Raw genomic sequence first — 12,397 nt, forward strand, 5'->3', positions numbered from 1 at the left:
CTCGCTCCTCCTGATCAGGGTTCGGGCCGGCGTTCGGGCCGGTGTGCGGCGAGGGCCTCCGGCCCGAACGCATCGGGCAGGACCTCGGTCATCGGCCGGATCCCCCGGACCGTCTCCACCAGCAGCTCGGCGCCGCCGTGCTCCCAGAGCAGCTGGCGGCAGCGGCCGCACGGCATGATCACCTCGCCGCCGCCGTTGCAGCAGGTGAATGCGACGAGCCGGCCGCCGCCGCCCGTGATCAGGGCGGAGACGAGGGAGCACTCCGCGCACAGGGTCACCCCGTAGGCGGCGTTCTCCACGTTGCAGCCGACGATCACCTCACCGGAGTCGGTGAGCGCGGCCGCCCCCACGGGATAGCCGGAGTAGGGGGCGTAGGCGCGCGTGACCACCTCCCGGGCCGCCCTGCGCAGCCGGTCCCAGTCGATGTCTGCCATGGCGGCCTCCTTGATGCCGGCGTGCCCGGTCACTCCGGCGGGTACGGCTTGCCCTCGGCCGCGGGCGGCCGGAAGCGGCCGACGAGGCCGGCGACGGCGAAGATCGTGGCCAGGTACGGCAGCATCGACAGCAGCTCCGAGGGGATCGGCGAGTCGATGTTGCCGAGCACCCGGCGCAGCGAGTCGAAGAAGCCGAAGAGGATCGCCGCGGCGAGCGCTCCGGTCGGGTTCCACCGGCCGAGGATCATCGCGGCGAGCGCGATATAGCCGCGGCCCTGGGTCGCCTCCTTCGTGAACGCGAGCCCGGCCGCCACGATCGAGGCTCCGCCGAATCCCGCGATGGCCGAGCCGAGGATCACGTTGCGGTACCGGGTGCGGTTGACGTTGATGCCGACCGTGTCGGCCGCCTTCGGGTGCTCCCCGACCGAGCGCATCCGCAGCCCCCACCGGCTGCGGAACAGCAGGTACTGGAGCACGAAGATGAGCACGATCATCGTGTAGACCATGATGTTCTTGTTGAAGAACGCGTTGCCGATCACGGGCAGGTCGGCGAGCAGCGGAATCCGCAGCTCGGGCAGGGCGGGCGGGGTGCGCAGCGACTGGTTGGTCGAGAGCACGGTCGAGAACAGGTAGTTCGTCAGGCCGAGCACGAGCACGTTGAGGACGACCCCGACGATGATCTGGTCCACCCGGTACTTGACCGTGAAGACGGCGAGCAGCCAGCCCACGAGCCCGCCGGCGATCGGGGCGGCGATGAGGCCGAAGTACAGGCTCCCGGTCGCGGCGCCGACCGTGGCGCCCATGAACGCGCCGGCGAGCAGCTGCCCCTCGATCGCGATGTTGATCGTTCCCGAGCGCTCGCACAGCACCCCGGCCATCGCCCCGAAGGCGAGCGGGAGGGCCGCGATGATCGTGGTCGAGAGCAGGAACGGGATCGGCAGGCCGTAGTTGTTCCCCGCCACGACCCACACGAGGAACGCGAACAGCACGAGCACGCCGAATCCGGCGGTGAGCCAGGTCGGCAGCTTCTTGCGCCGGTAGGCGAGGTAGAACGAGGAGCCGGCGAGCGCCAGCGCGCCGAGCATGAGCACGATCCCGGCCGGCCGGCCGGGCACGGTGACCTCGCCGACGTCGAACGTGTCGTTGCTCTGGGACAGCTTGAAGGTGGAGGCGCCCTCCGGCCCGAGGAACAGGTAGGCGAGCAGTCCGAGGAGACCGACGACGCCGAGGATGATCGGTGTGCGCAGGGCGACCGCCTCCCGGGGCGTGGCCTCCTCGAGGCGGGGGGACTCGGTCGTGGCGGTCATGCGAGCGCCTCCTTCCGCTTGAGGCCGCTGTGGGGAAGGAAGAACATCCGGCGCACCAGCGGGGGCGCCGCGATGAACAGCACGATGACCGCCTGGATCACGAGCACGATGTCGGTGGGGGTGTCGGCGACCGTCTTCATGAACGGGGAGCCCGCCCGCAGCGCCCCGAACAGGAGCGCCGCCCCGACCGTGCCCAGCGGTTTCGAGCGACCGAGCAGTGCCACCGTGATGGCGTCGAACCCGACGGACCCCGCGGTGCTCGCCTGCATCGTCCCCTCCGTGCCGAGCACGATGCTCGACCCACCGAGCCCGGCGAGGAGGCCGCCGACCACCATGACCCACACGAAGACCGACGGAACCTTGATGCCGGCCGTGCGGGCGGCGTCCATGTTCGCCCCGACGGCACGGAACTTGAAGCCGAGCGTGGACCGCTCCATGAGCCACCACACCCCGAACGCCGCGAGCAGGGCCAGCGGGAAGGCGAGACTGATACGGAATGGCTCGGGCAGCAGGTTCGGGAACATCGCATTGTCGTGCACGGCCGGGCTGATCGGCCGGTTGCCGATGGGCCGCAGCACCGAGGTGGTGAGCAGGTAGGAGACGAGCCACACCGCAATCCAGTTGAGCATGATCGTCACGATCACCTCGTTCGCCCCGGTGCGGGCCTTGAGGAAACCGGCGATGCCGCCCCAGATTCCACCGATCACGATCGCGGCAAGCACGGCGAGCACGAGCAGCGTCGGGCCGGGCGCCGAGAACGTGAAGCCGACGTAGGCGGAGGCGGCCGCGCCCATGAGCACCTGCCCCTGGGCACCGATGTTGAACATGCCCGACCGGAACCCGACGGCCAGGCCGAGACCGGCGAAGATAAGCGGGGTCGACCACACCATCGTCTCGGTCAGCGGGCGGATCATCCGCACGAAGGAGTCGGCCTCGAAGTCGAACACGGCGCCGCGGAACAGCGCCACGTAGGAGGAGCGGATCGCGTCCCACGCGTACCAGAGCATGTCGTAGGGGCGGGAGAAGAAGTAGGACGACGCCTGCCGGGTCTGCTCGTCGGCCGCGGCGATGAGCAGGCCGGAGATGACGAGCGCGGCGACGATCGCGAGCAGGGTCACGAGCCAGCTCGAGCGGAGCATCTCCTGCAGCAGGTTGAGCTTCGGCTCGGTGTGGAGCCGATTCGCCTCGGCCGGTTCCGACGGGGAGACCGGTTCCGACGAGGAGACCGGTTCCGCCGGGGAGGACGGCTCGGGTGGGCTCGGGGTGTCGCTCACTTCTTCTCCTTCCCTTGCGGGTTCTCCGGGTCGAGCAGTTCGGGCCCGCTCTCGTGCAGGGTCGTGGGGTGCTGCTCCGCCTCGGCCTCCGCGGCCTCGGGCGGGATGCCCGCCATCATGAGTCCCAGGACGTCGCGGCTCGTGCCGGCCGGGACGATCCCGACGACCCGGCCCTTGTTCATCACGGCGATCCGGTCGGCCAGCGCCGCCACCTCGTCGAGTTCCGTGGAGACGATGAGCACGGGGGTGCCCCGGTCGCGTTCGGCCACGATCCGGCCGTGCACGAACTCGATCGAGCCCACGTCGAGCCCGCGGGTCGGCTGCGAGGCGATGAGCAGGTCGAGGTCGCGGGACATCTCCCGGGCGAGCACGACCTTCTGCTGGTTCCCGCCCGAGAGGGCGGAGATCGGATCCTGGATCGACTGCGTGCGCACGTCGAACTCGGCGCGGTACTTCTCGGCGTGGTCCGCGATGACCTTCGGATACATGGCCAGGCCCTTCGCGAACGGTGGCCGGTTGTGGCGGTCGAGGATCATGTTCTCGGCGATCGAGAACGAGGAGATGAGCCCGTCGGTCGAGCGGTCCTCGGGCACGAAGCCGACCCCGGAGTCCAGCACCTCCTGCACCTCGAGCCCGAGCAGCTCCCGGCCGTTGAGGCGGGCGGAGCCCGCCAGCGCCGGCCGCAGCCCGAGGATGGTCTCGACCAGCTCGGTCTGACCGTTCCCCTGGACACCGGCGACCGCGAGGATCTCCCCGCCGGCCACCTCGAAGCTCACGTCGTCGACGACCGGGGTGCCGTTGGAGTCGTGCACTCTGAGGTCGGCGACCGCGAAGAGCCGGTCGTTCGTGCGCGCCTCCGCCTTCTCGACACCGAGGTTGACGGCCCGGCCGACCATGAGGGAGGCGAGTTCGTTCTCGGCGGCATCGGGGGTGGCGGTGCCCACGACCCGGCCGCGGCGGATCACGGTGATCTCGTCGGCGACGGCGCGGACCTCGCGCAGCTTGTGGGTGATGAAGACGATCGCCGTGCCCTCGTCGCGCAGCTGGCGCATGATCCCGATGAGTTCGTCGGTCTCCTGCGGGGTGAGCACCGCGGTCGGCTCGTCGAGGATGAGGATCCTCGCGTCCCGGGAGAGCGCCTTGATGATCTCGACGCGCTGCTGCACCCCGACCGGCAGGTCCTCGATGTAGGCGTCCGGGTCGACCTCGAAGCCGAACCGGGCGGAGATGTCCCGCACGAGCTTGCGCGCGTACTTGAGGTCGATGATCCCGCCGGTGCCGGTGGGCTCGTGGCCGAGCACGAGGTTCTCCGCCACGGTGAACACCGGCACGAGCATGAAGTGCTGGTGCACCATCCCGATCCCGGCCGCCATCGCCTCACCGGGGCCGTCGAACCGGACGGGCCGGTCGTCGATGAACATCTGCCCGTCGTCCGGCTGGTAGAGGCCGTAGATGGTGTTCATCAGGGTGCTCTTGCCGGCGCCGTTCTCGCCGAGCAGGGCGTGGATCGATCCCGCCTCGAACGTCACGTCGATGTGATCGTTGGCGACGAGCGAGCCGAATCGCTTGGTCAGACCCCGCAACTCAAGTTTCACGATGTGTCCCTCTCCGCGACCCTCGCGGTCTCGTACGGGTGACTGTAACGCCCGCCCCGGTGGCGCGGGCCGATTCCGGTCGTCTCCGAGCGGCTCCGAGCGGCCTCGGAGCGCCCTCCGAGACGGTCGGTGGCGGTGGGCCTCGGGGAACGCGTGGCATTCCCTGAGGCCCACCGCCACCGGTTGTCGTGTCCGGTCCGGCGCCGCGGCCGGCGGCGACCTCACCCCATCGGCGTCATCCGACCGGCGTCGCCGACACCGACTCGACGACGAGGTCGCCGGAGATGATCTGGCTGCGCAGGTCGTCGATCTCGGACTTGAGATCGTCCGGCACCTTGTCCTCGAACGCGTGGTACGGGGCGATCCCGACGCCGCCGTTCTCGAGGGTGCCGACGTACGGCGCGTTGCTGAAGTCGTCCTCGGCGGAGGCCTTGATCGTGTCGAACACGGCGTTGCCGATGAGCTTGACCACCGAGGTGAGGATCAGGTCCTTGTTCGCGTCGTTCGAGGGCTGCAGGTAGCCGTCGGAGTCGACCCAGATGACCGAGACGCCGTCGTGCTCGGCCGCGGCCTTGAGCGATCCGGACCCGACCGGGCCCGCGACCGGCAGGATGATGTCGGCGCCCTGGTTGATGAACTGCTGGGTGGTCGTGTACCCGTTCTCGACGTTGGAGAAGTCACCGGTCATGGAGCCGTTCTGCGCCTCCTTGTCCCAGCCGAGCACCTTGACGTCGGTGTCGTGGGCCTCGTTGTACTTCTTGACGCCGTCGGAGAACCCGTCCATGAAGATCGTCACCGAGGGCAGCGGCATGCCGCCGTAGGTCGCCACGGTGCCCGTCTCGGTCATCCCGCCGGCGAGGTAGCCGGCGAGGAACGCGGCCTCCTGGGTGTTGAACACGAGCGGCTTGGCGTTGTCGATCTCGACGACGTTGAAGTCCTCGTCGGTGAAGACCGAGTCGACCAGCGCGAACTCGATGTCGGGGTTGGCCTCGGCGGCCTCCTGGATCGCGTCCTCGAGGTTGAAGCCGATCCCGATGATCAGGTTGCAGCCGGCCTGCACCTGGGAGTCGACGTTCGGGCCGTAGTCGCTCGGGCTGGTCGACTCGGCCGAGTGGATCGTGACGCCGAGCTCGGACTCGGCCCGAGTGAGGCCCTCGTAGCCGGACTCGTTGAAGGAGGCGTCGTCGAAGCCGCCCTCGTCCGAGACCATGCACGCCACGAAGTCGGAGTGGTCGACACCCGCGCTCGTGGTCTCGCCCGAGCCTCCGGTGTCGCCGTCGCCTCCCTCCCCGGGGGGCGCCCCACAGGCGGCCAGGGCGAGAACGGCAGCTGTCGCCGACACGGCGGCGAAAATAGACTTCTTCACGATGCTTGTCTCCCGATGTGAGGTGCCGCCCCGGTCGGGGCGGAGGATCCCGGATCGGGTTGACCCACGCACCGTGGCCGGTTGGACCTCTCGGCCCGGGGTCGCCTTGCCGTCCGGAGAATGGACACTAGTCCGTCGTCGTCGCCGATGCAGGTATTGGGCGAGCGGGAAAGGCGTTCGTTATGCAACCGTTGCGAGCGCGTCCGCCGCGGCGGGACCGGCAGCGTCCGGGCGGTCTCAGCTGTCCCGGACCGGCTCCGGATAGCGGGTCCGGCCGGCCCGCGGCAGCGCGGCCACGCCGGCGAGCACCCGCGCGCCGACGCCGATCGCGCCCTCGTCGAAGATCGCGTCCCCCTGGTGCAGGTCGTAGGTGCGACCGCCCGCGCTGCGGGTGCCCAGGCGGCCCATCGCCCCGGGCCGGTGTCGCAGATACCAGCCGAAGTCCTCCCCGCCGAGGGACTGATCGGTCAGGTCGGTCGCGTCCTCGCCGACGAGCGTGCGCACGGAGGCCTCGAGCACGTCCACCTCGCGGGCCGTGTTGACGACCGCCGGCACCCCGCGCACGAGGTCGACCTCGGCGTGGACGCCGGTGGCGGCCACGAGCTGCGGGATGATCGACATGAGCAGGTCGTCCGCCTCGTCCCAGGCCCGGGAGTCGAGGCATCGCAGGGTCCCGGTCACCGTCCCGCGGGCGGGGATCGCGTTCGCGGCCGTGCCCGCGTGCACGCTGCCCCACGTGAGGTTGACCCCGAAGCGCGGATCGATCCGGCGGGCGAGCACCGCGGGGGCGGCGGTGATGATCTGACCGAGCGCGTACACGAGGTCGCCCGTGCGGTGCGGCCGGGACGTGTGCCCGCCGCGCGAGGTGAGCGTGACGGTCACGGTGTCGGAGGTCGAGGTGATCGGCCCCACCCGGGTGGCCACGGCGCCCACGTCGACCCGCGGGTCGCAGTGCAGCGCGTACACCTCGCTCACGCCGTCGAGCGCACCGACCTCGATGACGTCGAGGGCGCCGCCGGGCTGGACCTCCTCGGCGGGCTGGAACACGAGGCGCACGTCGCGCGCGAGCTCACCGGCCGCGGCGAGCTCGGCCAGGATGAGCCCCGCGCCGAGGGCCGAGGCCGTGTGGATGTCGTGCCCGCACGCGTGGGCGTACCCGTTCGTGGCCGCGAACTCGAGCCCGGAGGTCTCCAGCAGCGGCAGCGCGTCGAGATCCGCCCGCAGCACGACCCGGCCGCCCGCGCCGGCAGCCGAACCGGTCGAGCCGGTCGAGCCGGTCGTGCTGGCATCGATGTCGCAGTACAGTCCGGTGCCCGGCAGCAGCGCGACGCGCAGTCCGGCCGCGCGCAGCCGGCGCGCCACCGCCTCGGTCGCCCGCTTCTCGCCGCGGGCGAGTTCGGGATGGCTGTGCATGTCGCGCCGGAACGCGATGAGCTCGTCCTGGAGTCCGTCGCTGCAGCGGATGATCCGCTCGGCGAGGGCATTCGATCCGCTCGTGCGCGGGGGCCGGGGTGTCTCGCTCATGGATCCGTCCGTCGAGTCGGTCTCGGTCGATGGTCGCCTCACCGCAGTGGTCCTTCCCGCGGCAGGTCGTCCACGACCTGCTTGAGGTGCTGTGCCCGGTCGCGGGTGGTCACGAGGATCGCGTCCCCGGTGTTGACCACGACGGCGCCCGGAATCCCGAGGACGACGACCGTCGCCTCACCGGGGACCACCACGCTTCCCTCCGCGCCGTAGGCACGGACCCGGTCCGCGGAACCCGCCGGGCCCAACACCCGGACGGCGCCCCGCCCGCCGCTCGGCGGCGCCTGCACGGGCGAGGGCTCGGGCAACGCCGTGGCGATCGCGTCCCAGTCGCCGATGTCGCTCCACCCGAGGTCGGCGGGGACGACGGCGACCCCGCCGTCGCGGGAGAGCGGCTCGCTCAGGGCGTGGTCGATGGCGATGGCCGGGAGCCCGGGCCACACGCGTTCGAGTACCTCGGCACGCTCGGGCCCGTCCCAGGCCGCGGCGATCTCCTCGATCCCGGCGGCGAGCGCGGGCTGGTAGCGGCGGAGGAGCTCGCGCAGCCGCTCCGCCCGGCACAGGTACATGCCGGCGTTCCACAGGTACCCGCCCGCCGCCAGATAGCCCGCGACGACCTCCGGCGAGGGCTTCTCCACGAAGTCCTCGACCGGCTCGACGCCGGCCACCGGGCCACCCGCGCCGACGCGGATGTACCCGAACGCGGTCGAGGGCTCGTCGGGAGCGATCCCGATCGCGACGAGGTAGTCGTGCCGGGCCGCGGCGACCGCGCGGGTCACGGCGCTCGTGAACGCCGGCTCGTCCGCGATGAGATGGTCCGCGGCGAAGGATCCGACCACGAGGTCCTCGTCCGGATGACGGCGCCGGAGCACCTCGGCGGCGAGCGCGATCGCGGCCATCGAGTCCCGCGGGGACGGTTCCGCGAGCACGTCGCCGGGGGGAAGGTCGGGGAGCTGCGAGCGCACCTTCGCGGCGTGCCCCGCCCCTGTGACGACGACCACGCCCTCGGCCAGCGGGCGCAGGCGCGCGTAGGTGGACTGGAGCAGGCTCCGGCCCGAGGCGGTCAGGTCGTGCAGGAACTTCGGATCCGTCCGGCGTGACAACGGCCACAGCCGGGTGCCGGCGCCGCCGGCGGGGACGATCGCCCGGAACGTGGCCCGGCCCGCCGTGCGGCCCGCGTCCGCGGGCTCCGATGCGGGCCGTGGGGCGGATCGGGGCTGTGTCATGGGCCCAGGCTACCGACAGCTCCGCAGCGGCGCCGACGTGGCACATTCGCCTGAGGAACCGGACTAGAGTGGAATCGAATTGGCGACCGGAGCCGAGCCCTCCCCTGGCTCACCCCGTCGCGCGTACTGCCGAGGAGGCCCCACCGTGTCTGCACCGCCCGCAGCACCTTCCGCGCCTAAGAAGTCCAAGCGCACCCTGGGAACGTTGTATCGCGGCCATGAGGGCATGTGGTCCTGGGTCGCCCACCGGGTCACGGGAATGCTCATCTTCCTGTTCCTGCTCGTGCACGTGCTCGACACGGCGCTCGTGCGGGTCGACCCGGAGCTCTACAACGCGGTCATCGGCCACTACAAGACCCCGATCATGGGTCTGGGCGAGGCCGGCCTGGTCGCGGCGATCCTCTTCCACGCATTCAATGGGATCCGCATCATCCTGGTCGACTACTGGGACAAGGGCGCCAAGTATCAGAAGGTGCTGTTCTGGATCGTCATCGCACTCTTCGTGGTGTTCATGGCGGCGTTCCTGCCGCGGCACCTGTCGAACGTATTCGGGGGCTGAGGAATGAGCGAGCACATGACGACCGCGAGCAAGGTCGCGCTGCCCAACGACCCCTATCCGCGGCGCAAGATCACCCGCGGAAACTTCGAGCTGTACGGCTGGGCCTTCATGCGCATCTCCGGCGTCGTGCTGGTGGTGCTCATCTTCGGTCACCTGTTCGTCAACCTCATGGTCGGCGAGGGGGTGCACGCCCTCGACTTCGCCTTCGTCGCCGGCAAGTGGTCGAGCCTGGGGTGGCAGATCTGGGACCTGACCATGCTCTGGCTGGCGATGCTGCACGGCACGAACGGCGTGCGCACGATCATCAACGACTACGCGGAGCGCAACGGCACCCGCGGGGTGCTCAAGCTCATCACCTACGCGGCCGCCGTCGTCACGATCGTGCTCGGCACCCTGGTGATCTTCACCTTCGACCCCTGCCCGGCCGGCGCGCCGCTCGATGTACTGCCGTCGATCTGCAGCTGACCCGCGCCCGGTGACCGGCCGCGGCCGGCGCACCCGAGCAGACCGTTCCTCACGGACCCATCAGTAGGAGACCTCTTCGATGCAGACCCACCGTTACGACGTCGTCATCGTAGGCGCCGGAGGCGCCGGGATGCGTGCGGCGCTGGAGTCGTCCACCCGGGCGCGCACCGCCGTCCTCACGAAGTTGTACCCGACCCGCTCCCACACCGGCGCGGCGCAGGGCGGGATGTGCGCCGCCCTCGCGAACGTCGAGGAGGACAACTGGGAGTGGCACACGTTCGACACCGTCAAGGGCGGTGACTACCTGGTCGATCAGGATGCCGCGGAGGTCATGGCCAAGGAGGCCATCGACGCCGTGCTCGACCTGGAGAAGATGGGGCTGCCGTTCAACCGGACGCCCGAGGGCCGGATCGACCAGCGCCGCTTCGGCGGCCACACCCGCAACCACGGCGAGGCGGCCGTGCGGCGCTCGTGCTACGCGGCCGACCGCACGGGCCACATGATCCTGCAGACCCTGTATCAACAGTGCGTCAAGCAGAAGGTCGAGTTCTTCAACGAGTTCTACGTGCTCGACCTGCTCCTGGTCGACGATCCGGAGGGCGGCGAGGGCGCGAGGAAGGTCGCCGGCGTCGTCTCCTTCGAGCTCGCGACCGGCGAGATCCACGTGGTGCAGGCGAAGTCGGTCGTGTTCGCCACCGGCGGTGCCGGGAAGATCTTCAAGACCACCTCGAACGCGCACACGCTCACCGGCGACGGCATGGCGATCGCCTACCGCAAGGGGCTGCCGCTGGAGGACATGGAGTTCTTCCAGTTCCACCCGACCGGCCTGGCCGGCCTCGGGATCCTGCTGTCGGAGGCGGCGCGCGGCGAGGGCGGCATCCTGCGCAACAGCGACGGCGAGCGGTTCATGGAGCGCTACGCCCCGACCATCAAGGACCTCGCCCCGCGCGACATCGTCGCCCGGTCGATCGCGAACGAGGTGCGCGAGGGGCGCGGGTGCGGGCCCCACAAGGACTACGTCTACCTCGACCTCACGCACCTGGAGCCGGCGCACATCGACGCCAAGCTGCCGGACATCACCGAGTTCGCCCGCACCTATCTCGGGGTCGAGCCGTACAACGAGCCGATCCCGGTCTACCCGACCGCCCACTACGCGATGGGCGGGATGCCGACGACGATCACCGGTCAGGTGCTGCGCAACAGCACCGACACCGTGCCCGGCCTGTACGCCGCCGGCGAGGTCGCCTGCGTGTCGGTGCACGGGTCGAACCGGCTCGGCACGAACTCCCTGCTCGACATCAACGTCTTCGGCCGCCGCGCCGGGATCGCGGCCGCGGAGTACGCGAACCGGACCGAGTTCGTCGAGCTGCCCGACGGGCCCGCGACGGGCGTCGTCGCCGAGCTCGAGGCCATGCGCGCCCGCTCCACCGGCGAGCGCGTGGCCGATATCCGCCGCGAGCTGCAGACCACGATGGACGTGAACGCCCAGGTGTTCCGCACCGACGAATCGCTCAAGCAGGCCCGCGCCGACGTTCGGGCGCTGCAGGCCCGCTACAACGCGGTCGCGGTCCAGGACAAGGGCCAGCGGTTCAACACCGAGCTGCTCGAGGCGTTCGAGCTCGGCTTCCTGCTCGACCTGGCCGAGGTCGTGGTGGAGGGGGCCCTCAACCGCACCGAATCGCGCGGCGGCCACTTCCGCGAGGACTTCCCCGACCGCGACGATCCCAACTGGATGAAGCACACGATGGCCTACCGGGTCGCGGACGAGGGCGGCACGACCGATGCCGCCGGGATCGCCCCGCACCACATCCGGATCGACTACAAGCCGGTCACGGTCACCCGTTACCAGCCGATGGAGCGTAAGTACTGATGTCTGCCACTGCCCAGGCGCCCGAGGTCGACGAGGTCCCGACCTTCACGGTGACCCTGCGAATCGAACGGTACAACCCCGAAGCGGCCTCCCCCGAGCCGTACTGGGAGGACTTCCAGGTGTCGGTGCACGGCACGGACCGGGTGCTCGACGCGCTCCACCTGATCAAGTGGGACCAGGACGGCTCGCTCACGTTCCGCCGGTCCTGCGCGCACGGGGTCTGCGGCAGCGACGCGATGCGCATCAACGGGCGCAACCGGCTCGCGTGCAAGACCCTCCTCAAGGATCTCAACCCGAAGAAGCCGATCATCATCGAGCCGCTCAAGGCACTGCCGGTGGAGAAGGACCTCGTCGTGGACATGGAGCCGTTCTTCGCCTCCTACCGCGAGATCATGCCCTTCCTCATGCCCGAGGGGAACACCCCCTCGAAGGAGCGCCTGCAGAGCGTCGAGCAGCGGGCCGCCTTCGACGACACGACCAAGTGCATCCTGTGCGCGGCCTGCACGAGCTCGTGCCCCGTGTTCTGGGCGGACGGGCAGTACTTCGGGCCGGCCGCGATCGTCAACGCCCACCGGTTCATCTTCGACTCCCGGGACGCCGGCGGCGAGCAGCGGCTGACGATCCTCAACGACAAGGAGGGCGTGTGGCGCTGCCGCACGGTCTTCAACTGCACCGAGGCCTGCCCCCGCGGGATCCAGGTGACCAAGGCGATCGCCGAGGTGAAGCAGGCGATCCTCACCCGCGGCTTCTGACCGGCGCGCACGCCGGTCCCTCCGT

The 12,397-nt window shown here is 70.4% G+C and carries 11 protein-coding genes; 4 read left to right on the plus strand and 7 right to left on the minus strand.

Annotated elements, in window-relative coordinates; genetic code table 11:
• Positions 1–14 precede the first annotated feature (14 nt).
• The 7 genes from GCG21_RS14080 to GCG21_RS14110 all read right to left on the minus strand — a co-directional run bounded on the left by GCG21_RS14080 (position 15) and on the right by GCG21_RS14110 (position 8,726).
• The gene (locus GCG21_RS14080) at positions 15–434 is read right to left on the minus strand and encodes a cytidine deaminase (protein WP_152910315.1); all 420 of its coding nucleotides are present in this window, start codon (positions 432–434) and stop codon (positions 15–17) included.
• Positions 435–463: 29 nt separating this feature from the next.
• Positions 464–1,741: an ABC transporter permease gene (locus tag GCG21_RS14085; protein WP_152910316.1), complete on the minus strand. Its 1,278-nt coding sequence runs from the start codon at positions 1,739–1,741 to the stop codon at positions 464–466.
• Positions 1,738–3,015, minus strand: a complete 1,278-nt coding sequence (locus GCG21_RS14090) for an ABC transporter permease (protein ID WP_370517532.1) — start codon at positions 3,013–3,015, stop codon at positions 1,738–1,740. Before GCG21_RS14090 ends, GCG21_RS14085 begins: the two co-directional genes overlap by 4 nt.
• Complete coding sequence (locus GCG21_RS14095) at positions 3,012–4,610, minus strand: ABC transporter ATP-binding protein (RefSeq protein ID WP_153878695.1); 1,599 nt, start codon at positions 4,608–4,610, stop codon at positions 3,012–3,014. The genes GCG21_RS14090 and GCG21_RS14095 overlap by 4 nt, the downstream gene beginning before the upstream one ends.
• A 235-nt stretch (positions 4,611–4,845) precedes the next feature.
• Positions 4,846–5,976, minus strand: coding sequence for a BMP family protein (locus GCG21_RS14100; RefSeq protein WP_370460126.1), 1,131 nt, complete (start codon positions 5,974–5,976; stop codon positions 4,846–4,848).
• A gap of 237 nt (positions 5,977–6,213) precedes the next feature.
• Complete coding sequence (locus GCG21_RS14105; protein WP_152910317.1) at positions 6,214–7,500, minus strand: amidohydrolase; 1,287 nt, start codon at positions 7,498–7,500, stop codon at positions 6,214–6,216.
• 38 nt (positions 7,501–7,538) lie between these two features.
• On the minus strand, positions 7,539–8,726 hold the full coding sequence (locus tag GCG21_RS14110) for a mannose-1-phosphate guanylyltransferase (protein ID WP_152910318.1): 1,188 nt from the start codon (positions 8,724–8,726) through the stop codon (positions 7,539–7,541).
• Positions 8,727–8,871: 145 nt separating this feature from the next.
• On the opposite strand from GCG21_RS14110, the gene sdhC reads away from it, so the two are divergent.
• The 4 genes from sdhC (at position 8,872) to GCG21_RS14130 (ending at position 12,372) form a co-directional block, all read left to right on the plus strand.
• On the plus strand, positions 8,872–9,285 hold the full coding sequence (sdhC, locus tag GCG21_RS14115) for a succinate dehydrogenase, cytochrome b556 subunit (RefSeq protein WP_153878697.1): 414 nt from the start codon (positions 8,872–8,874) through the stop codon (positions 9,283–9,285).
• A 15-nt stretch (positions 9,286–9,300) separates the two neighbouring features.
• Entirely contained in the window at positions 9,301–9,750 is a 450-nt protein-coding gene (locus tag GCG21_RS14120) for a succinate dehydrogenase hydrophobic membrane anchor subunit (RefSeq protein WP_152910320.1), read from the plus strand.
• Between the two features lie 79 nt (positions 9,751–9,829).
• The gene (gene sdhA / locus GCG21_RS14125; protein ID WP_152910321.1) at positions 9,830–11,620 is read left to right on the plus strand and encodes a succinate dehydrogenase flavoprotein subunit; all 1,791 of its coding nucleotides are present in this window, start codon (positions 9,830–9,832) and stop codon (positions 11,618–11,620) included.
• The gene (locus GCG21_RS14130) at positions 11,620–12,372 is read left to right on the plus strand and encodes a succinate dehydrogenase iron-sulfur subunit (RefSeq protein WP_152910322.1); all 753 of its coding nucleotides are present in this window, start codon (positions 11,620–11,622) and stop codon (positions 12,370–12,372) included. The genes sdhA and GCG21_RS14130 overlap by 1 nt, the downstream gene beginning before the upstream one ends.
• Positions 12,373–12,397 lie beyond the last annotated feature (25 nt).

Source organism: Pseudactinotalea sp. HY160 (assembly GCF_009372055.1).
Taxonomy (GTDB): Bacteria; Actinomycetota; Actinomycetes; order Actinomycetales; family Beutenbergiaceae; genus HY158.

What these genes read in the sequence shown, in the direction of transcription:
- GCG21_RS14120 (WP_152910320.1), top strand. Translation starts at nt 9,301, where the DNA reads ATGACGACCGCGAGCAAGGTCGCGCTGCCCAACGACCCCTATCCGCGG.
- GCG21_RS14080 (WP_152910315.1), bottom strand. Translation starts at nt 434, where the DNA reads ATGGCAGACATCGACTGGGACCGGCTGCGCAGGGCGGCCCGGGAGGTG.
- GCG21_RS14105 (WP_152910317.1), bottom strand. Translation starts at nt 7,500, where the DNA reads ATGAGCGAGACACCCCGGCCCCCGCGCACGAGCGGATCGAATGCCCTC.
- GCG21_RS14110 (WP_152910318.1), bottom strand. Translation starts at nt 8,726, where the DNA reads ATGACACAGCCCCGATCCGCCCCACGGCCCGCATCGGAGCCCGCGGAC.
- sdhA (WP_152910321.1), top strand. Translation starts at nt 9,830, where the DNA reads ATGCAGACCCACCGTTACGACGTCGTCATCGTAGGCGCCGGAGGCGCC.
- GCG21_RS14130 (WP_152910322.1), top strand. Translation starts at nt 11,620, where the DNA reads ATGTCTGCCACTGCCCAGGCGCCCGAGGTCGACGAGGTCCCGACCTTC.
- GCG21_RS14085 (WP_152910316.1), bottom strand. Translation starts at nt 1,741, where the DNA reads ATGACCGCCACGACCGAGTCCCCCCGCCTCGAGGAGGCCACGCCCCGG.